This is a genomic window from Nocardioides cynanchi (genome assembly GCF_008761635.1).
GTDB lineage: Bacteria > Actinomycetota > Actinomycetes > Propionibacteriales > Nocardioidaceae > Nocardioides > Nocardioides cynanchi.
Genome location: NZ_CP044344.1, coordinates 2,686,539 through 2,705,976, shown reverse-complemented (window position 1 = coordinate 2,705,976; position 19,438 = coordinate 2,686,539). Strand labels below are relative to the sequence as shown.

Below are 19,438 nucleotides of genomic sequence, written 5' to 3'. Positions count from 1 at the left end.
GGAGACCTTTCGTGCACCGACTAGGGGCAACCGCCCTGGCCCTGTCCCTGGTCACCGGTCTCGGCGGTGTCGCGGCCGCGTCCGCGGCCGAAGGCCGGCACGTCTACCCGTCGCGGCACCAGGTGCAGCAGGCCCAGCACCGCGCCGCCCGGGTCGCCCACGACGTGCCCGGTGTGCGGGCCGAGCTCGCTGCCGCCGACCAGCGGATGCAGGCCGCCGCGGTGCAGGCCGAGCAGGCGGCCGAGGCCTACAACGGGGCGCGGTGGCACCTCCAGCAGGCCCGGCGTGAGGCCAGGGTCGCCGACCGGCACGCCCGGATCGCGGCCGCCGACGTGTCGCAGCAGCGGGCGTCGTACGCCGCCAGCGTGGTGTCGTCCTACGAGATGGGGCCCTCGCTGACCCCGATCTCGGCGATCCAGGACAGCGACGGGATCGGCGCGGTGCTGAGCAAGCTGGCCACCCTCCAGAACGCCCAGTCGGCCATGGACAGCACCTACGACTCCTTCCAGGCGTCCTCCACGCTGGCCGGGGTGGCGCAGAGCCAGGCCGACCAGGCCCGGGCCCGCGCGCAGGCGATGGCCGTCCAGGCCCGCCGGGCCCGCGACGCGGCGGCCGCGGCGGCCGCGGCGGCCACGGCCACCAGCCAGCAGCTCGCGGCCCGGAAGAGCCGGCTGCTCCAGCAGCTCGCCATCCTCCAGCACCTCAGCGTCCACCTGGCCGAGAAACGGCAGGCCGGGATCGAGGCGGCCGCTCGGGCCGCGGCCCAGCGGGCCGCCGAGAAGGCGGCGAGGGCGGCCGCCCAGCAGGCAGCCCAACAGGCCCAGCAGACGCAGCAGCCGCAGGGCAGCCCCGGTCCGGGCAACGGGCCGACCGGTTCGCCCTCCACGCCTCCGACCGGACAGCCGAGCACGCCACCGACCAGCCCGGCACCGCCGCCGCCTCCCTCCGGCCCTCCGGCTCCCGCCGCCGGCGCCGGCGCGGCGATCGCCTTCGCCCGGGCTCAGATCGGCGATCCCTACGTGTGGGGCGCCACCGGTCCGGACGCCTGGGACTGCTCGGGCCTGACCATGGGCGCCTGGCGGGCCGGCGGCATCTCGCTGCCGCACTACGCGGCCGCCCAGTACGACCAGTCCACCCCGGTCTCGCCGGGCTCGCTGCGTCCGGGGGACCTGGTGTTCTGGGGCTCGTCGAGCTCGCCCTCGTCGATCTACCACGTGGCGCTCTACGTCGGCAACGGGATGATCGTCCAGGCCCCGCGCACCGGCCGCGACGTCGAAGAGGTCTCGATGTACTACTGGGTCGCCCCCAACTTCTACGCCCGGCCTTGAGCGCGCAGCCGTGCCCGAGGGACGAGGGTGCGGCGTGGTAGCGCGAGACCGAGCGAGCCGCGACCGAGCGTGCGAGGTCGCGGCCGTGAGCCGACATGTCGTGGGTACGGTCTCCCCATGCCCACGATCGACGTGCCCGAGCTGACCCGCTTGCTGGACGGCACGTACGCCGAGGCTCGGGCGTTGGTCCGCACCAACCTCGCCGAGCACTCCGAGGTGCTCGAGCAGGCCGAGACCCTGTCGCGGACGGACTACCGCGAGCGGGTCAAGGAGCTGGTGCTGACGATGGCGGCCACCGGTCAGACCGGCATGGGCTTCCCTCGGGAGTACGGCGGCGGCGGAGACCTCGGCGCGTCGATCGCGTCGTTCGAGACGCTGGCGTACGGCGACCTGTCGGTGCTGGTGAAGGTCGGTGTGCAGTTCGGGCTGTTCGGGGGCGCGATCCTCCAGCTCGGGACCAAGCGCCACCACGACGCCTACCTCGCCGACCTGATCACCGGTCGGCTGATGGGCTGCTTCGCGATGACCGAGACCGGCCACGGCTCCAACGTGCAGGCGCTCGGCACCATCGCGACCTACGACCCGGCCACCGACGAGCTCGTGGTCACCACCCCGGACGAGATCTCCGGCAAGGACTACATCGGCAACGCCGCGATGCATGCCGACGTCGCCGTGGTGTTCGCCCAGCTCGAGGTGGGCGGGACGTCCCACGGCGTGCACGCGCTCGTCGTACCCCTGCGGGAGGACGGTCGGCTGCTGCCCGGGGTCCGGGTCGAGGACGACGGCCTGAAGATGGGCCTGAACGGCGTCGACAACGGCCGGCTGTGGTTCGACGGCGTGCGGGTGCCCCGCGGCAACCTGCTCGACCGGTTCGCGAGCGTCAGCGAGGACGGCGTCTACGAGTCGCCGATCGACAACCCGGACCGGCGCTTCTTCACGATGCTCGGCACCCTGGTCCAGGGCCGGGTGTGCGTCGGCGGGGCCGGGATCAACGCCGCCAAGGTGGCGCTCACGATCGCCACGAAGTACGCCGTACGACGTCGCCAGTTCAACGCCGCCTCGCCCGATCAGGAGCAGCTCCTGCTGGACTACGGCCTGCACCAGCGCCGCCTCCTCCCCCTGCTGGCGCGTACCTACGCCCTCCACTTCGCCCAGGAGGTCGTCTCCGCCCAGCTCCACGACGTCTTCTCCGACGCTGTCGACGACGAGCAGGCCCGCCGGCAGCTCGAGTCGCGGGCGGCCGGCACCAAGGCGCTGGGCACCTGGCACGCCACCCGGACCATCCAGGAGTGTCGCGAGGCCTGCGGCGGAGCGGGCTACCTCGCGGTCAACCGGTTCGCTGCACTCAAGGCCGACACCGACGTGTTCACGACGTTCGAGGGGGACAACCACGTCCTGCTCCAGCTGGTCGCCAAGGGCCTGCTCACCGACTACTCCAGCGACTTCGAGGACCTCGACCAGCTCGGGGTGGTGCGCTTCGTCGCGGGGATGGCGCTGGAGACGGTGATCGAGCGGACCTCCGCCCACAAGCTGCTCGAGCGGCTCAAGGACGTGCTGCCCGGCGGCAGCGACGACTGGGACCAGGAGGCCGGGCTGCTCGACCCCCACTACCAGCTGGCGATGCTGCGTTTCCGCGAGGAGCACATGCTCTCCGGGGTCGCCCGGCGGCTCAAGCGTGGCATCGACGACGGCCTGAACCCCGGCGAGGTCTTCTCGCGAGCGCAGGACCACGTGATCGGGGCGGCCCGCGCACATGTGGAGCGGCTGGTGCTCGAGGCCTTCGTCGACAAGATCGGACCGCTGCCCGACGGGGACCTCCGGGCCGCGCTCACCCTGCTGTGCAACCTGCACGCGCTGGCCACCATCGAGCAGGACCGCGCGTGGTTCATGGAGCACGGGCGGCTCACCGTGCAGCGGTCCAAGGCGATCACCCGCGAGGTGAACGACCTCTGCCTCGCGGTCCGGCCGCTGGCCGTCGACCTGGTCGACGGGTTCGCCGTACCCCCCGAGCTGCTGCGGTCGCCGGAGCTCCTGGGGTGAGCGGGGTGCGGGTCCCCGGTGTCGTCGCGACCAGCTTCGAGCCCGAGGGCGAGCCGGTCGGTACGGCGTACCTGGTGCCCGGGCGCGGCTACCCGGCAGTCGCCCCGCTGCTGTTCTTCGCCGGCTTCGCGCTGCTCCAGCACGGCTGGACGGTCCGGCACGTGTGGTGGGACCCGCCGCCGCACGAGTCCCACGAGCAGACGACCGCGTGGGTGCGGGCCCGGGTCGAGGAGGCGTTGCCCCGTGACGGCCGGGTGATGGTCGTCGCCAAGTCACTGGGGACCTACGCCGCCCCGCTCGCCGCCGAGCGTGGGCTGGAGGCGGTCTGGTTCACGCCGCTGCTCCAGGTCCCGCCGCTGGTCGACGCGATCGCCGCCAACCCGGCCCGTCAGCTGCTGGTCGGCGGGACCGCCGACGACATCGCCTGGCGGCCCGACGTCGCCCGCACGCTGGCTGCCCGGGGCTGCGACCTCTGCGAGCTCCCCGGCGCCGACCACGCCCTGATGACCCCCGGCGACACCGTGCGCGGGGTCGAGGGGCACGCCGAGGCGATCCGCGCCCTGGACGGGTTCCTGTCGGCGGTTTCACCGGTGAACCGGTGAAACCGCCGCTTCCCAGCCGAAATTTCGGCCAGGAAGCGGAGGTTCCGGCTGGGAGGTCGAGCCGTCAGAGCACCAGCCGGGCGGCGTGGAGCTCGTCGTACGCCGGTCGCAGGGCCGCGACGACCGCCTCGCCCTCGGGCGACAGCTCCACCTCGCGGGGGCGGTACGGCTCGAAGCCGGTCGAGCGCAGCACCGCGTCGTACCAGTACGGCGCCCACACGCCGTCGCTCGCCCGGGGTCCGGCCGGCCAGGACAGCATCGACGGCAGGAAGTCCACCCCCGCGTAGTCGCAGAGCCACTCCAGATAGGCGGCCGGGTCGCGCAGGAAGTCGGCCGCGTCGATCACCGGCACCTCCGGCCCCAGGAGGTGACGCAGCTCGAGCTGCTGCAGCACCCCGATGTCGTCCGGCGTGACCGAGGCCCGCGAGCGCACGTACGACGACACCACCTCGGCCGGGTCGCGGACCAGCAGGACGTTGCGCAGCGAGCCGATCCAGTCGCGCGGGAGGGCGGGCACGAGGTGCTGGGCCATGTGCTTCTGGTACTGCAGTGCCGGGCCGTCCGGCCAGGGCTCGGTGAGCGACGCGACGGCGCGTTCCCAGTCGGTCTCGCCCGCGGAGATGACCAGCTCACGGGCCGGGTGGTCCAGGCCGGTGTGGTCGAGGTACCACGCGTAGAGCGGCTCGTCGACGACCTCGCAGTCCGGCCGGTTCTCCCAGGCCCGCATGGTCGCGGTGGAGATGTTGCGGGGGCCCGACCAGCACGCCAGCCGCACGGTCACCGCGTGGTCACCGGCCCGTGGGCGCAACCCGCCCGGCGACGTCGCGCGCCACCAGCGCGCCGTACAGACCCTGGAGCCGCTCGACCATCGGCCCGCGCGTCCCGTCGCCGATCCGGCGACCGTCCACGGTGTGCACGGGTACGACGCCCGCAAAGGTGCCGGTCACGAAGGCCTCGTCGGCGGAGTAGACGTCGGTCAGGCTGAACAGCTTCTCCCGGGCCGGGATGCCGGCCTCGTCGCAGACGGCCAGCACGTTCGCGCGGGTGATCCCGCCCAGGCAGTAGGCGCCCGACGACGTCCACACCTCGCCGCGTCGTACGACGAAGAAGTGCGTCGAGTTGCAGGTCGCGACGAAGCCCTGCGGGTCGAGCATCAGCGCCTCGTCCGCGCCGGCGGTGTAGGCCTGGATGCAGGCGGTGATGTCGTTGAGCTTGCTGTGCGCGTTGAGCTTGGGGTCGAGGGTGTCCGGCGACGCCCGCCGCACGTGCACCGTGAACAGCGACAGCCCGTCCACGACGGTCGCCGGCAGCGGCTCCTTGTGCTCGGCGATGATCACCACGGTCGCCGGACCGGCGGAGAAGCGCGGGTCCTGGTACGGCGTGGACTTGGGGCCGCGGGTCACCATCAGTCGGACGTGGACACCGTCGGTCATCTCGTTGGCCCGCAGCGTCTCGTAGACCCGGGCGGTCAGCTCGGCGCGGGTCAGCCCGATGTCCAGGGCGAGCGCGGTCGCCCCCTCCCAGAGGCGGTCGAGGTGCTGGTCGAGGAACGCCGGATGCCCGCCGACGACCCGGAGCCCCTCCCAGACCCCGTCGCCGAGCACGAAGCCGGCGTCGAAGACCGACACCACGGCCTGCTCCCGCGGCATCAGTGCGCCGTTGACGTGGATCAGGACGTCCCGGTTGCGGGGGTCGTCGGCGTGGTCGTGGGCGCCGTGCGCCGCCGGTGTCCCGGTCAGTGCAGGTCCTCGGGGTGGTCCTGGAGGCGCGCGAACGACGCCTGGACCTCGAGCTCGGCCTCGGTACGACCCACCCAGTCGGCGCCCTCGACCGACTTGCCGGGCTCGAGCTCCTTGTAGACGGTGAAGAAGTGCTCGATCTCGAGCCGGTCGAACTTGGGCAGGTGGTTGATGTCGCGCATGTGCTCGAGGCGGGGGTCGGCCACCGGCACGCAGAGCACCTTGTCGTCGGCGCCCTTCTCGTCGGTCATCCGGTACATCCCGATGGCGCGGCACTTGATCAGGCAGCCCGGGAACGTCGGCTCGCCGATCAGCAGCACCAGCGCGTCGAGCGGGTCGCCGTCCTGGCCCAGCGTGTTCTCGATGAAGCCGTAGTCGGCGGGATACTGCGTCGAGGTGAACAGCGTCCGGTCGAGGCGGATCCGGCCGGACTCGTGGTCGACCTCGTACTTGTTGCGGCTCCCCTTCGGGATCTCCACCAGTACGTCGAACTCCAGCACAGCTTCCTCCAGCGACGAGATGTGGGCGACCCGGGCCCCGAGGGCAGCGCCAGTCTCCCGCACAATGGACCCACATGCCCAGCCGGAGCCCATCCCGGCCCAGCCCGGGCCCGGCCCGGCACAGCAGTCGGAAGGCGAGAGCGTGGTGCGAGCGGATCGGCGGCGACGCCGGGGGTTCGCGGGCGCCGCCTTCAGGTGGGTGCCGGTCGTGCTGGTGCTCGCGCTGTTCGGCGCGGCCGTCGCGTCGTACCACTTCGACGTGGCGACGCGCTGGTTCGGCGCCGCGCCCGAGCCGCAGCCGGCCACTCCGTCGCCGGGCCCGACTCTCCCCACCCCGCTTCCCGCCCGCCCCGTCGCCCGCCCGGCTCCGGTTGCGCAGCCCGGTGTAGCGGCGGTACGACGTGCACTCGCGGGGCCGCTCGCCGACCCGGCCCTGGCCCGGCTCCACGCCGTGGTCTCCCCGCTGCACGGGCCGGCGCTGCTGACCGCCGGGCACGGCCTCGCCATGCCAGCCTCGACCTTGAAGCTGCTCACCACCGCCGCCGCCCTGCACGTGCTCGGCCCGACCCGCACGTTCACCACCAGGGTGGTCCGTCAGGCGGCGCACACCGTCACCCTGGTCGGTGGTGGTGACCCGTTCCTGGCCGATCGGGCGCCGAAGCCGACGGCGGCCCCCGACGCGAGCCTGCAGTCCCTGGCCCGGCTCACGGCAGTCCGGCTGAAGGCGACCAGCGTCACCCGGGTCCGCGTCGACTACGACGCGTCGCTGTTCACCGGCCCCGCGGTCAGCCCCCGCTGGCCGGCCGGCTACGTCACCGGCCAGGTGGTCTCGCCGGTGACCGCGCTCTGGGCCGACGAGGGGGTCGCGGCCGACGGCTCCCGACGGGTGGCCGACCCGGCGGCGACCGCGGCGGCCGACTTCGCGTCGTACCTCCGGACCGACGGTGTCCGTGTCATCGGGTCGCCACGCAACCGCACGGCCCGGCCGGGGGCGCACGAGCTGGCCCGGGTCACCAGCGTCCCGCTCTCCGAGATCGTCCAGCGGGTGCTCGAGACCAGTGACAACCAGGGTGCCGAGGTGCTCGCCCGCCAGGTGGGGTTGGCCGTGTCCGGCCAGGCGTCGTTCACCGGAGGCGTCGACGGGGTGCGGCAGGTGATGGGCGAGCTCGGGATCGCCCTGCACGGAGCGCGGTGGTACGACGGGAGCGGGCTCTCGCGGGCCGACCGGATCGATCCGCGGACCCTGGTCGCCGTGCTCCAGACCGCTGCGTCCCCCGCACGGCCCGAGCTGCGCGCGGTCCTGACCGGGCTGCCCGTGGCGTCGTTCACCGGCTCGCTGTCCGGGCGCTTCGACCATCTCCCGGGGAGCGGGTGGGTGCGGGCCAAGACCGGCACCCTGCGCGGCACGAGCGCCCTGGCCGGGCTGGCCACCGACCTCCGGGGCCGGGTGCTGGTCTTCGCGTTCGTCAGCAACCACGTCGGCGACCTCGGCACCCTGGACGCGGAGGGCGCCCTGGACCGGCTCGCCTCCGCCCTCGCGACCTGCCGCTGCTGACCCACGTAGGCTCCTTCCATGAGCACCCCACGAAGCCGCTCGCTGGGCGCGCGCCGCCGCGGGGACCGCCCGTGACGTCGAACATGGTCGACTGGCAGCTCGCGGTCAGCCTCGGCTCGCGCCTCGCCGGCGCGGGTCCGGAGGTCAGTGCCGGTGAGGCGGCGGCGACCGTCGCCGAGCTGCGCGAGGGTGCCAACCGGTCCACGTCCTACGTCCGCGACTTCACCGGGCTCGACGCCGGTGCCCTGTCGGCGCCGGTCCTCGTGGTGGACCGCCCGGCCTGGATCCAGGCCAACGTCGACGGTTTCGCCACGCTCCTGACCCCGATCATCGACAAGCTCGAGGCGAAGAAGGGCCCGCCCGGGCCGGTCACCCAGGCGATCGGCTCGCGGATCACCGCGGCCGAGATCGGTGGTCTGCTCGGCTTCATGTCGAGCCGGGTGCTGGGCCAGTTCGACCCGTTCCACGAGCCCTCCGGCCGGCTGCTGCTGGTCGCACCCAACGTCGTCCACGTCGAGCGCGAGCTCGACGTCGACCCCACCGACTTCCGGCTCTGGGTCTGTCTGCACGAGGAGACCCACCGGGTGCAGTTCACCGCCGTGCCGTGGATGCGCGACCACCTCTTCAGCGAGTTCAACGCGCTCGCGGACACCGTCGAGCCCCAGCGTCTGCTGGACGACGGGTTCAAGCGCCTCTCGGAAGCGCTCAAGGGCGGGAGCTCGGCCAGCCTGCTCGACCTGATGGGCAGCCCCGAGCAGAAGGAGATCGTGGACCGGGTGACCGGCGTGATGTCGCTGCTCGAGGGCCACGCGGACGTGGTCATGGACGGCGTCGGGCCGAGTGTGATCCCCAGCGTGGCCGCGATCCGCGTCCGTTTCGACGAGCGGCGCAAGGGGGTCGGGACGCTCGACCGACTCCTGCGCAGGCTGCTCGGGCTCGAGGCGAAGATGGCCCAGTACCGCGATGGTGCGGCGTTCGTCCGGGCCGTGGTCGACAAGGTCGGGATGGCCGACTTCAACGCTGTCTGGGCCGGCCCGGACAACCTCCCCTCCAAGGCGGAGATCTCCGATCCTGCGGCGTGGATCTCGCGGGTCCTCCAGGGCTGACGGGGCCGGACGTGAGCCTGCATCCCTCGATCGCGGCCGTGCGTCACGCCGTACGACGTGGGCTCGCGGACCTGGAGCCCGGTGCCCGGCTGGTGGTCGCCTGCAGCGGCGGCGCGGACTCCCTCGCCCTGGCGTCGGCGACGGTGTTCGAGGGCCGGGAGCCCGGCTGGCACGTGATCGGCGCGACGGTCGACCACGGTCTGCAGCCGGGTTCGGCCGAGCGGGCCGACCGGGTGGTGGCCCAGCTCTCGCTGCTCGGTGTGGCCGAGACGGTCAGTGCCCGGGCGACCGTGGACGCACCCGGGCTGGGCCCCGAGGCCGCGGCGCGGGCGGCGCGCTACGCGCTGCTCGACGAGATCCGGGAGCGGTTCGAGGCCGAGGCGGTGCTGCTCGGGCACACCCGCGACGACCAGGCCGAGACGGTGCTGCTGGGGCTGGCCCGGGGCTCGGGCGGCCGAGCGATCGCCGGGATGCGCCCGGCGTTCGACGGCTATCGGCGCCCCCTGCTCGACGTCGGCCGGGTCGACACCCTGACCGCCTGTCAGGTCGAGGGGCTGGAGGTCTGGGACGACCCGCACAACGCCGACCCCGCGTTCACCCGCTCACGGGTGCGTCAGCGGGTGCTGCCGATGCTCGAGGCGGAGCTCGGGCCGGGCGTGGCCCAGGCCCTGGCCCGGACCGCCGAGCAGCTGCGCCCCGACATGGAGCTGCTCGACGCGCAGGCCGCGGCCGCCTGGGCCTCCTGCCGGGTCGACGAGGGTCTCGCCGTCGACCGCCTCGTCGCCCTGCCGGCCCCGATCCGCACGCGCGTGCTGCGCCAGGCGGCGGTGGCAGCCGGGAGCCCCGCGGGCGACCTGTTCCACCAGCACGTGCTCGCGGTCGACGCCCTGGTCACCGACTGGCACGGCCAGCGCTGGGTCGACCTCCCGGGCAGCCGGCGAGCCCTGCGCCGGGACGGCGTACTCCTGTTCGAGGCTGCTGCGGACCCCGACCCGGGGACGTTGTCGCGCGAAACCTGACGTTCGCGCAGGGAATTTCGCGGCAGAAGGTCAGCTTTCCCCGGTGGACCGGGGAAAGCTGCAGCCCCCTATCCTTGCCCGCATGGATGCGTCGCACGCGGAGCAGGACCTGGTCAACGTGCTGTTCACCGAGGCTCAGATCACCGCCCGGCTGCAGGAGATGGCCGACGAGATCGCCGCCGACTACGAGGGCAAGGACCTGCTGCTGGTCGGCATCCTGCGGGGCGCGGTGATGGTGATGGCCGACCTGTCCCGGGCACTGCCCCGGCACGTCGAGATGGACTGGATCGCGATCAGCTCCTACGGCTCGGGCACCAAGTCGAGCGGGGTGGTGCGGCTGATCAAGGACCTCGACACCGACATCTCCAACCGGCACGTGCTGGTCGTCGACGAGATCATCGACACCGGCCTGACCCTCAGCTGGCTGGTGAACAGCCTGGGCAGCCGCAACGCGGCGAGCGTCGAGATCGCCACGCTGCTCCGCAAGCCCGACGCGCTGACCATGCCGGTCGAGCCGAAGTACGTCGGCTGGGACATCCCCAACGAGTTCGTGGTCGGCTACGGACTCGACTACCGCGAGAAGTACCGCAACCTGCGCGACATCGCGACGCTGTCGCCGCACGTCTACTCCTGACGGGTTCGCCGGCAGTCAGCGCACCTTCAGGGTCGCGTGCATGGTGGAGTGGAACATGCAGTGGAACCTGTAGTCCCCGGCCCTGCTCGGCGCCCGGAAGGTGCGCGAGGAGTGAGCAGGCACGATCACGCTGAAGCCGCCACCGTTGCGGGTCACGCTGTGGGTGGTGCCGTCGTGGTTGACGACCTTGACCAGGTGCCCCGGGTGCACGGTCGCGAGCCGGTGGAAGGCGTAGCCCCTGATGCTGATCGTGGTGGCCAGCGTGCTCCGGGTCGACGAGCTGTGCCCCGAGACGTGCGGGCTGGCGGCGACGGCCTGGCTCGCGCCGTACCCACCGCCGGCGATCAGGGCGGTGGCGGCGAGGGCGAGCGCGGTGGAGGTACGGCGAGACATAGGAACGACCTTCGAGACGAGGGTGGGTGGGCGTGCTGCGCGAGTGGGACGGTCAGCAGGTCTCGGGGGTGCGGCCCGAGGAGCCGCCCGCGGTGCGGCTGTGGCGCAGGTGCAGCCAGGCCAGCGCGACCATCAGCACCTCGGAGGCGACCGCCGGGATGCCCAGCGGGTCGGTCCAGTTGCCGACGTCGTCGCGGATCTGCGGCAGGCCGATCGTGCGCGAGGCCAGGAACGCCACGACGGCGGCCAGGCAGACGGCTGCGCTGATCACCCACACGCCGACGTGGTCGACGAAGAGGATCGCCACCGCGAGTGCGATGCACACGACACTGAGCGCGATGAAGAGCCAGCCGACGTACGGCGCCTCCTCGAGGTGGTCCGAGATCAGCGGGATGTGCGTACCGGCAGCGATCAGGAGCAGGAAGGACGCACACCACTGGGACGGGGATCGGGTCAGTCGCATGAGTGCTTCTCCTGGATCGGGCGGACGAGTGTGGTTCGTCGTGCTCATCGTGCTGGATGGGGTCGCCGCGCGTCACCCCTCCCGAGGATGAGAATCGACGCTGGGTGAGGCCTCACTTCACGGTCAGGGTGCCGTGCATGTTGCTGTGGAAGGTGCAGTGGTACGGGTAGGTGCCCGGCTTCGTCGGCGCGGTGAACGTCGCGCTGGCGCCGGGGTCGATCTTCACGTCGAAGCCGCCGGGACCGTCGGCGGTCAGCGTATGGGCTTCGGAGTCCTCGTTCTTGACCGTGATCTTGGCACCGGGAGCGACCGACGAGGGACCGGTGAACGCGAAGCTCTTGATCGTGACCGTTGCGGCGGCCCCGGTCGTCGTGCCGCTGGTGCCCGTCGAGGTCGGTGAGGAGCCCATCGTCATCGAGCCCATCGAGTCGCTGCTGGCCGGGGCGCTGGAGCTGCCGCCGCCGCAGCCGGCGACCAGCAGGGCGCCGGTCGCGAGGCAGGCGCCCAGGGCGATCCGGCCGGTACGACGTGAGGTGGGGTGGGTGGTCATGGAGTCCTCCTACGAGGTGGTCGAGCCGGACGCGTGCACGAGGTGGGCGAAGACGACCTCGTTGCCGACGTGGTGCTGGATCGACGGGTCGTAGTCGCTGCAGGTGATCAGGCGGAGCGTGGGCTGCGACAGCTGGTCGCCGCCGTACACGAGGTTGGTGGGGAACTCCGACTTGAGGAAGTCGCGGACGGCGTTCACCTCGAAGGTCACGGTGCGCCCGTCCGCGCGTTGCACGATGATCCGGTCGCCGGGCTTGATGTCGCCGAGCTTGAGGAAGACCGACGGACCGTCGACGCTGTCGACGTGTCCCTCGATGATCGAGGGCCCCGGCTGGCCGGGCGTCGGCGAGTTCTCGAACCACGCTGCGGTGTTGAGTCGTGGGCCCGGCTGGGGAACGGCCAGGGTGCCGTCGGACGCCAGCCCGATCGGGAAGACCGAGGTGTCGACGCCGATGGCCGGGATCCGGAGGTGCACGGGCTTGGACGGCCCGAGCGGCGGGGCGGCCTGCGTGGCCGGGTCCGACGAGGACCGGTGATGGCCGGTCGGGCCGCTGGTCGGGACGTCGATCCTGCCCGCGGCGTGCGGCTCCGGGGCGCTCACCTGGGCCCGGATCACGATGACCAGGAGGACCAGGGCGGCCGCCACGGCCACCGCAGCGAGCGTGAGCCCGCTGCGGCGGCCGAGCGACCACCCGTGATCGTCTGACATCGGTCGATCAGGCCTTCACGGTCTTGCGGCGCACGGTGTACATCGCCATCCCGGCACCGGCCACGAACAGCCCGCCGGCGAGACCGAGGAGGGAGGAGTCCTCCATGCCCGAGGTGGAGCCGGTACCCGTGGCGACGCCACCGGCCGGCATGGCGTGCACGACGCCGCACAGGGCGGGCGACGTGGCGGCCAGCGGCAGGCTGGGCACCAGGTCGGACTTCTCGCCCTGGGCCTTCTTGCTCAGGGTGGCCGGGTCGAGACCGTGGACGACGATGACGGCGTTGCCGCTCTTGATCGCCGAGACGACCTTCGAGTCGAGCTGGATCGTCCGCTGGTAGTCGGTGCTCGAACCGGCCGGCGCGATCTTGATGTTGGTGCCGGCGGCAGGCGAGGTGTCACCGGTGGTCGACAGGGTGGTGCCGATCCCGCCATAGGCAGCGGCGCCCTCGGTCGTGCTGACCACGCCGTCGCCGTTCTTGTCGGCCGACGTCGTCGGGCACGCACCGGCGCCGCCGATGTGGATGTGCTGGACGTGCGGGTAGGGAGCGCCGCTGAAGGTCCCGGCCAGCCCCGACCAGCTCTCGTGGACGGTCGCGGTGCTGCCGTTGAGCGAGACCCAGAACGTGCCGGAGCCGGTCGCGTGGTTCAGCGGGTTCAGGGTGGCCTGGTACGACGTACCGGTGGCGGCCTGGGCCGGGCTCGCGGTGAACGCCAGAGGTGCGGCGAGCGCTGCAAGCGGAGCAAGGACGAGAAGTGCCTTCTTCATGGGACTTTCCCCTTCAGTTGGTGACGAAGCCCGCGACGGAAAGGTGTGGTGAAGTCGGGGTCTTTCATGGAGTCGTTCGACACCCCGGAGCGCCCGGATTGGTCTCCATCTCCCAGACCACCTTGTTTTGCTGGGGATTCGAGGTCACGCACGCTCAGACAGGCAGCCGGTGAGGGTGTCGACCAAGCCGAACAGCGTCCGGCGACGAACTACGTTCAAGACTCCGGAGAGAGGGAGATTCCGACGTGAGAGCCCGTGTGGCCGCTGCCCTGGCCGTCGTACCCCTGCTGCTGTCCGCTTGTGGCGGCGGCTCGGTGGCGCCCGGCGCTGAGCACGTGATGGCGGACGGCAGCACGATGAGCGGCTCCTCGATGGCAGGGATGAGCAAGCCGTCCGAGGCGGCCTCGATGATCTGCAGCAGCGAGATCCGCGACGCCGTGCGCCGGGTGTTCCAGCTGTCCGAGGCGCCGACGGGTCGGCCGTCGTGGTCGCACCAGGTGTTCGGGTGCACGTACCCGGTGGCGCACGGTGAGCTCCGGATGTCGGTCAAGGACCTCGACGTCGCCGGCCCCGGCCGGGCCTACTTCGACGACCTGCGCACGAGTCTCGCCGGCGCCTCAGCGATCAAGGGGGTGGCGGCCTTCGGCTTCCCTGCCTTCGAGACGCCGCAGGGTGACGTCGTCTTCCTCAAGGACCACAAGACGCTGCGGGTCGACGCGACCCGGGTCGCGGCCGCGGACCTTCCGCAGGGCACGAACCGGCAGGACGCCGCGTACGGCGTCGCCGCCGCCGTGATCGCCTGCTGGACCGAATGAGGCCCACCTCGATGTGGCTCGCGCACCTGCCAGAGGGGACAATGGGCATTGGCGATGACGTGTACCGTCGTCATCTCCAGACCAGTGCCCCCTTCGGCCTCTCGCGGAGAGCGACAGCGGGCAGCAGCACCGCCTTCGAGAGAGTCCCGTGAAGCGTTTCGTCAGAAGCCCCTGGCTGTGGATCGTCGTCGCAGTGCTCGGCGTGCTGTTCGCACTCCAGTACCTCGCCCCCTCAGGCGGGTACGACGAGGTCACGTTCGGTGAGATGAACTCCTACATCGCCTCCGGCCAGGTGAAGCAGATCACCCTGATCGACGGCGACCAGCAGATCAAGGCGACCCTCAAGGACGGCGTCCGGTCCTCGGGCTCTGAGGTCACCGCGCACTGGCTCGACGGCACGCAGCAGACGGTGGAGAGCGCCATCCAGCAGCAGGTCGACAAGAAGACGATTCCGGCGAGCGGCTACGACATCAAGATCTCCAAGCCGAGCCTGCTCGCCTCGATCCTGACGACGCTGCTGCCCTTCGTGCTGATCGTGCTGCTCTTCCTCTTCCTGATGAACCAGGTGCAGGGCGGTGGCGGCCGCGGCGTCATGCAGTTCGCCAAGTCGAAGGCCAAGCTGATCTCCAAGGACATGCCGAAGACCACCTTCGGTGACGTCGCCGGCTGCGAGGAGGCGGTCGAGGAGCTCGGGGAGATCAAGGAGTTCCTCCAGGAGCCGGCCAAGTTCCAGGCCGTCGGCGCCAAGATCCCCAAGGGCGTGCTGCTCTACGGTCCTCCGGGCACCGGCAAGACGCTGCTCGCCCGCGCGGTCGCGGGCGAGGCGGGCGTCCCCTTCTACTCCATCTCCGGGTCCGACTTCGTCGAGATGTTCGTGGGCGTCGGCGCGAGCCGGGTCCGCGACCTCTTCGAGCAGGCCAAGGAGAACGCACCGGCCATCGTCTTCATCGACGAGATCGACGCCGTGGGCCGTCACCGCGGTGCCGGCATGGGCGGCGGCCACGACGAGCGGGAGCAGACCCTCAACCAGCTGCTGGTCGAGATGGACGGCTTCGACGTGCGTGGCGGCGTGATCCTGATCGCCGCGACCAACCGCCCCGACGTGCTCGACCCGGCGCTCCTGCGTCCGGGCCGCTTCGACCGGCAGATCCAGGTCGACGCTCCCGACCTCGCCGGCCGCCACAAGATCCTGCAGGTGCACTCGCGCGGCAAGCCGTTGGCGCCCGGGGTGGACCTGCTGTCAGTGGCGCGCCGTACCCCCGGCTTTACCGGCGCCGACCTCGAGAACGTCCTCAACGAGGCCGCGCTCCTGACCGCTCGCTCCAACCAGAAGCTGGTCACCAACGAGATGCTCGACGAGGCGATCGACCGCGTGATCGCCGGCCCGCAGCGGCGGACCCGCCTGATGAGCGAGAAGGAGAAGCTGATCACGGCCTACCACGAGGGCGGACACGCCCTGGTGGCCGCGGCGTTGCCGGGCAACGACCCGGTGCACAAGATCACGATCCTGCCCCGGGGCCGGGCCCTGGGCTACACGATGATCCTTCCCGATGCCGACAAGTACAGCCAGACCCGTAGCGAGATGCTCGACGCCCTGGCCTACATGATGGGTGGCCGCGCCGCGGAGGAGATGGTCTTCCACGACCCGACCACCGGCGCCGGTAACGACATCGAGAAGGCCACGGCCGTGGCCCGCGCCATGGTGACGCAGTACGGCATGACCGACCGCCTCGGCGCGATCAAGCTGGGCGAGAGCAACGGCGAGCCGTTCCTTGGCCGCGACTTCGGGCACACCAAGAACTACTCCGAGGACGTCGCCGCGATCATCGACGAGGAGACCAAGAAGCTCCTGCAGACCGCGCACCAGGAGGCCTACGACATCCTCGAGGAGAACCGCGACGTCCTCGACAGTCTGGTCCTCGAGCTGGTCGACAAGGAGACCCTCGACAAGGCCCAGGTCGCCCGGGTGTTCGAGGCGCTGCGCCGCCGCCCGCCGCGGCCGGCCTGGACCGGCTCACCGGACCGCAACCCCTCGCAGATCCCGCCGGTCGAGATCCCGCAGGAGATCCGCGACCGCGTGCACTCCAACGGCACCAAGCCGGAGGCCGACGCGGGTGCCATCCTCACGCCGCCGGGCTCGGGTGGCGACGTCCACGGCGGCCTGCTCGGGCCGGGCACCACCCCGCCGCAGCCGCCGGCGTGACTCGATGACGGACCCGATCGCCTACCCCCAGCGAGCACCGGGGGAGATCGCGCCGTTCGACCACGACCGAGCGGCCGCCGCGGTGCGCGAGCTGCTGATCGCGATCGGTGAGGATCCCGACCGTGAGGGGCTCAAGGACACCCCCGACCGCGTCGCCCGGGCCTATGCCGAGCTCACCACCGGGATCCGGCAGGTGCCCGAGGACGTCCTGACCACCACCTTCGACCTCGGGCACGACGAGATGGTGCTGGTGCGTGACATCGAGCTGTGGTCGATGTGCGAGCACCACCTGGTGCCTTTCACCGGCGTCGCGCACGTGGGCTACATCCCGGCCGAGTCCGGCAAGATCACGGGCCTGTCCAAGCTGGCCCGGCTGGTCGACGTGTACGCCAAGCGACCGCAGGTGCAGGAGCGGCTGACCACCCAGGTGGCCGATGCCCTCGTCGCCGCCCTCGACGCCCGTGGCGTGATCGTGGTGATCGAGGCCGAGCACCTCTGCATGACGATGCGGGGGGTCCGCAAGGCCGGAGCCCGCACGATCACCTCGGCGGTGCGCGGGCAGATGCACTCCAACGCGGCGACCCGCTCGGAGGCGATGGCGCTGATCAACAGCCACCGACGGTGAGCCGATCGAGATGACGGCGGAGCCGTTCGCCCTCCCGTTGCTGATGGGCGTGGTCAACGTGACGCCCGACTCCTTCTCCGACGGTGGTCGCTGGGCCACGCCGGAGGCGGCCGTGGTGCACGGCCGCGACCTGCTGGCCGAGGGCGCCGACCTGCTGGACATCGGCGGCGAGTCCACCCGGCCCGGCGCCACCCGCCCCCTCGTCGAGGAGGAGCTCGGCCGCGTCGTACCCGTGATCCGGGAGCTGGCGGCCGACGGGGTCGTGGTCTCGATCGACACCATGCGGGCGGAGGTCGCCGCCGCCGCGCTGGCCGCCGGAGCCACCATCGTGAACGACGTCTCCGGTGGCCTCGCCGACCCCCGGATCCTCGAGGTCGTGGCCGACTCCGACGCGACCTACGTGTGCATGCACTGGAGGGCGCACAGTGCGCAGATGAACGCCCACGCGACGTACGACGGCCCGGGCGGGGTGGTGGGCGCCGTGCGGGCCGAGCTGCTCGAGCGGGTCGACGCGTTGCACGCGGCCGGGGTGCCCGACGAGCGGATCGTGCTCGATCCCGGCCTGGGCTTCGCCAAGCGGGCCGAGCACAACTGGGCGCTGCTGGCGGGGCTGGCCGAGCTCCAGTCGCTGGGGTTCCGCCTGCTGGTGGGCGCCAGCCGGAAGTCGTTCCTCGGGACCCTCCTCGCCGATCCTGACGGGACGCCGCGCCCCGTCGACGAGCGCGAGCACGCGACCACGGCGCTGACCGTGCTGGTCGCCGCGCAGCGGGTCTGGGGCCTGCGGGTGCACGACGTACGAGCCGGGCGGGACGCGCTGCGCACCCTGGCCCGGTGGCAGGAGGGCTGACGATGACCGACGAGACGGGCGAGACGGGGGCTCCTCGCGCCCAGGACGAGCTGAGCGTGACCGGGATCGAGTGCTTCGCCCATCACGGCGTCTTCGAGCACGAGCGGCGCGAGGGACAGGTGTTCGTGATCGACCTGGTCCTGGGCCTCGACACCGCTCCGGCAGCGGCCTCCGACGACTTGCACGACACGGTCGACTACGGAAGTCTCGTGGCGCACGTGAAAGCCGCAGTCGAGTCTGATCCGGTCGATCTGATCGAGACCGTGGCCCAACGCATCTCGGACGTCTGCCTCTTGGACGATCGTGTTGAATGGGCCCGGGTCACGGTCCACAAGCCCGGGGCCCCGATCGACGCGACCTTCACCGACGTGACGCTGACGATCACCAGACCGATCACAGCGAGATCTTCCAGCCAGTGAGGTGCCGACCGTGACCGAGACACCCAACCCGAACATCGTCGACGCGGACACGCTCACCGGTGAGATGCGTCCGATCCGCCGCGCGGTGCTGTCGCTGGGGTCCAACCTCGGGGAGCGGCTCGCCAGCCTCCAGGGCGCGGTGAACGCGCTGGCCGACACCCCCGACGTGTGGATCACCGAGGTCTCGCCCGTCTACGAGACCGAGCCGGTCGACTCGCCCGAGGGCTCCGAGAAGTTCCTCAACGCGATCGTGCTGCTCGACACCACCCTGGCCGCGACCCGGCTGCTCGACCGCGCCCACGCCATCGAGGACGCCTTCGGCCGGGAGCGCACCGGCCAGGCCAACGCGCCTCGCACGCTCGACGTCGACCTGATCGTGGTCGGTGACCGCCGCGGGCACGACGATGCTCTGCGGCTGCCGCATCCGCGCGCGGCCGAGCGGGCGTTCGTCCTCCAGCCCTGGTACGACGTGGAGCCGGACGCCGTGATCCCCGACACCGGGGCCGTGGCCGATCTGCTGGAGGCGGTCGACCGCAGCGGGCTCACCAAGCGCGACGACATCGCGCTGCAGATGCAGTGACGCTCGCCCGGTGAACCGCCTTCGGCAGTCGTCGTCGGTGAGCGCCGTCCGGTGAGCGTCCCACCGCCCGAGGGACCCACCGATCCCGATCGCCGCCTCCGACCGATGAGCCCCGCGACGCTGTGCGCCTGGGGAGTGGCGGGCCTGGTGGCCGGCTGGCTCTTCCACCGCGTCCTCTACGGCGGTGCCAGGTTCGCCCCGATGGTCTCGTGGGCCCAGCCGACGGCGCTGCTGCTGGTCGCGGGGATCCTGGTGGGCACCGCCCGCTCGACCCGACGCAGCATCCAGCAGGGCGACGTACACATCTCTCCGCACCATGCGGTCAACCGCCTCGTGCTGGCCCGCGCCTGCGCCTACGTCGGCTGCCTGATGGCCGGCGGCTACTTCGGCTACGCCGTGAGCTGGTTCGGCGTGGACAGCGAGCTGGCCGCCGAACGCGCGATCAGGTCCTCGCTGGCGGGGGTCACCGGCCTCCTGGTGGTGGGCGCGGGGCTGCTCCTCGAACGCGCGTGTCGCGTCCCTCCGGAGGACGACGAGCCCTAGCCT

22 protein-coding genes are annotated in these 19,438 nt (G+C 71.8%); 14 read left to right on the top strand and 8 right to left on the bottom strand.

Features of this window, described 5'->3' with window-relative positions:
- Positions 1-11: 11 nt before the first annotated feature.
- From E3N83_RS13035 to E3N83_RS13025, 3 genes are all read left to right on the top strand, one after another.
- The gene (locus tag E3N83_RS13035; protein ID WP_151083653.1) at positions 12-1,328 is read left to right on the top strand and encodes a C40 family peptidase; all 1,317 of its coding nucleotides are present in this window, start codon (positions 12-14) and stop codon (positions 1,326-1,328) included.
- 117 nt (positions 1,329-1,445) lie between these two features.
- Positions 1,446-3,368, top strand: a complete 1,923-nt coding sequence (locus E3N83_RS13030) for an acyl-CoA dehydrogenase family protein (protein WP_151083652.1) — start codon at positions 1,446-1,448, stop codon at positions 3,366-3,368.
- Positions 3,365-3,970 carry an alpha/beta fold hydrolase gene (locus E3N83_RS13025; RefSeq protein WP_151083651.1) on the top strand — a complete coding sequence of 202 codons (606 nt, stop codon included), beginning with the start codon at positions 3,365-3,367 and terminating at the stop codon, positions 3,968-3,970. Before E3N83_RS13030 ends, E3N83_RS13025 begins: the two co-directional genes overlap by 4 nt.
- A gap of 64 nt (positions 3,971-4,034) precedes the next feature.
- Here the strand turns inward: E3N83_RS13025 and E3N83_RS13020 are convergent, their stop codons facing one another.
- The 3 genes from E3N83_RS13020 to E3N83_RS13010 form a co-directional block, all read right to left on the bottom strand.
- Complete coding sequence (locus E3N83_RS13020) at positions 4,035-4,751, bottom strand: sulfotransferase-like domain-containing protein (protein WP_151083650.1); 717 nt, start codon at positions 4,749-4,751, stop codon at positions 4,035-4,037.
- Positions 4,752-4,758: 7 nt separating this feature from the next.
- A complete protein-coding gene (locus E3N83_RS13015; protein WP_151083649.1) occupies positions 4,759-5,619 on the bottom strand; it encodes an aminotransferase class IV in 861 nt (286 codons plus the stop codon).
- Between the two features lie 86 nt (positions 5,620-5,705).
- Positions 5,706-6,206 (bottom strand): inorganic diphosphatase, encoded by a 501-nt coding sequence (locus tag E3N83_RS13010; RefSeq protein ID WP_151085244.1) that lies wholly within the window; start codon positions 6,204-6,206, stop codon positions 5,706-5,708.
- Positions 6,207-6,351: 145 nt separating this feature from the next.
- Here E3N83_RS13010 and dacB point away from each other — a divergent pair, with 145 nt between their 5' ends.
- The 4 genes from dacB (at position 6,352) to hpt (ending at position 10,523) form a co-directional block, all read left to right on the top strand.
- Positions 6,352-7,764 carry a D-alanyl-D-alanine carboxypeptidase/D-alanyl-D-alanine endopeptidase gene (gene dacB, locus E3N83_RS13005; RefSeq protein WP_191907797.1) on the top strand — a complete coding sequence of 471 codons (1,413 nt, stop codon included), beginning with the start codon at positions 6,352-6,354 and terminating at the stop codon, positions 7,762-7,764.
- A gap of 71 nt (positions 7,765-7,835) precedes the next feature.
- Positions 7,836-8,870 (top strand): zinc-dependent metalloprotease, encoded by a 1,035-nt coding sequence (locus tag E3N83_RS13000; protein WP_337692358.1) that lies wholly within the window; start codon positions 7,836-7,838, stop codon positions 8,868-8,870.
- 11 nt (positions 8,871-8,881) lie between these two features.
- Positions 8,882-9,889 (top strand): tRNA lysidine(34) synthetase TilS, encoded by a 1,008-nt coding sequence (gene tilS, locus E3N83_RS12995; RefSeq protein WP_151083647.1) that lies wholly within the window; start codon positions 8,882-8,884, stop codon positions 9,887-9,889.
- Between the two features lie 82 nt (positions 9,890-9,971).
- A complete protein-coding gene (gene hpt / locus E3N83_RS12990) occupies positions 9,972-10,523 on the top strand; it encodes a hypoxanthine phosphoribosyltransferase (protein ID WP_151083646.1) in 552 nt (183 codons plus the stop codon).
- A 15-nt stretch (positions 10,524-10,538) separates the two neighbouring features.
- On the opposite strand, the gene E3N83_RS12985 is transcribed toward hpt, so the two are convergent.
- The 5 genes from E3N83_RS12985 to E3N83_RS12965 form a co-directional block, all read right to left on the bottom strand.
- Complete coding sequence (locus E3N83_RS12985; protein WP_151083645.1) at positions 10,539-10,916, bottom strand: cupredoxin domain-containing protein; 378 nt, start codon at positions 10,914-10,916, stop codon at positions 10,539-10,541.
- A 52-nt stretch (positions 10,917-10,968) separates the two neighbouring features.
- Positions 10,969-11,379 carry a hypothetical protein gene (locus tag E3N83_RS12980; RefSeq protein ID WP_151083644.1) on the bottom strand — a complete coding sequence of 137 codons (411 nt, stop codon included), beginning with the start codon at positions 11,377-11,379 and terminating at the stop codon, positions 10,969-10,971.
- A gap of 112 nt (positions 11,380-11,491) precedes the next feature.
- Positions 11,492-11,929: a cupredoxin domain-containing protein gene (locus tag E3N83_RS12975; protein WP_238342891.1), complete on the bottom strand. Its 438-nt coding sequence runs from the start codon at positions 11,927-11,929 to the stop codon at positions 11,492-11,494.
- A gap of 9 nt (positions 11,930-11,938) precedes the next feature.
- The gene (locus tag E3N83_RS12970) at positions 11,939-12,637 is read right to left on the bottom strand and encodes a class F sortase (protein WP_151083643.1); all 699 of its coding nucleotides are present in this window, start codon (positions 12,635-12,637) and stop codon (positions 11,939-11,941) included.
- Between the two features lie 7 nt (positions 12,638-12,644).
- Positions 12,645-13,403: a hypothetical protein gene (locus tag E3N83_RS12965; protein WP_151083642.1), complete on the bottom strand. Its 759-nt coding sequence runs from the start codon at positions 13,401-13,403 to the stop codon at positions 12,645-12,647.
- A 245-nt stretch (positions 13,404-13,648) separates the two neighbouring features.
- Between E3N83_RS12965 and E3N83_RS12960 the strand changes: the two genes are divergently transcribed.
- From E3N83_RS12960 to E3N83_RS12930, 7 genes are all read left to right on the top strand, one after another.
- The gene (locus E3N83_RS12960) at positions 13,649-14,218 is read left to right on the top strand and encodes a hypothetical protein (protein ID WP_151083641.1); all 570 of its coding nucleotides are present in this window, start codon (positions 13,649-13,651) and stop codon (positions 14,216-14,218) included.
- 148 nt (positions 14,219-14,366) lie between these two features.
- Positions 14,367-16,421: an ATP-dependent zinc metalloprotease FtsH gene (ftsH, locus tag E3N83_RS12955; RefSeq protein ID WP_151083640.1), complete on the top strand. Its 2,055-nt coding sequence runs from the start codon at positions 14,367-14,369 to the stop codon at positions 16,419-16,421.
- A gap of 4 nt (positions 16,422-16,425) precedes the next feature.
- Complete coding sequence (gene folE / locus E3N83_RS12950) at positions 16,426-17,046, top strand: GTP cyclohydrolase I FolE (RefSeq protein ID WP_151083639.1); 621 nt, start codon at positions 16,426-16,428, stop codon at positions 17,044-17,046.
- A 10-nt stretch (positions 17,047-17,056) separates the two neighbouring features.
- Positions 17,057-17,893, top strand: a complete 837-nt coding sequence (folP, locus tag E3N83_RS12945) for a dihydropteroate synthase (protein ID WP_238342890.1) — start codon at positions 17,057-17,059, stop codon at positions 17,891-17,893.
- Between the two features lie 2 nt (positions 17,894-17,895).
- Positions 17,896-18,312 carry a dihydroneopterin aldolase gene (gene folB, locus E3N83_RS12940; RefSeq protein ID WP_151083638.1) on the top strand — a complete coding sequence of 139 codons (417 nt, stop codon included), beginning with the start codon at positions 17,896-17,898 and terminating at the stop codon, positions 18,310-18,312.
- Positions 18,313-18,322: 10 nt separating this feature from the next.
- Complete coding sequence (folK, locus tag E3N83_RS12935) at positions 18,323-18,892, top strand: 2-amino-4-hydroxy-6-hydroxymethyldihydropteridine diphosphokinase (RefSeq protein ID WP_151083637.1); 570 nt, start codon at positions 18,323-18,325, stop codon at positions 18,890-18,892.
- 105 nt (positions 18,893-18,997) lie between these two features.
- Positions 18,998-19,435 carry a DUF3180 domain-containing protein gene (locus E3N83_RS12930; RefSeq protein WP_151083636.1) on the top strand — a complete coding sequence of 146 codons (438 nt, stop codon included), beginning with the start codon at positions 18,998-19,000 and terminating at the stop codon, positions 19,433-19,435.
- Positions 19,436-19,438: the final 3 nt, after the last annotated feature.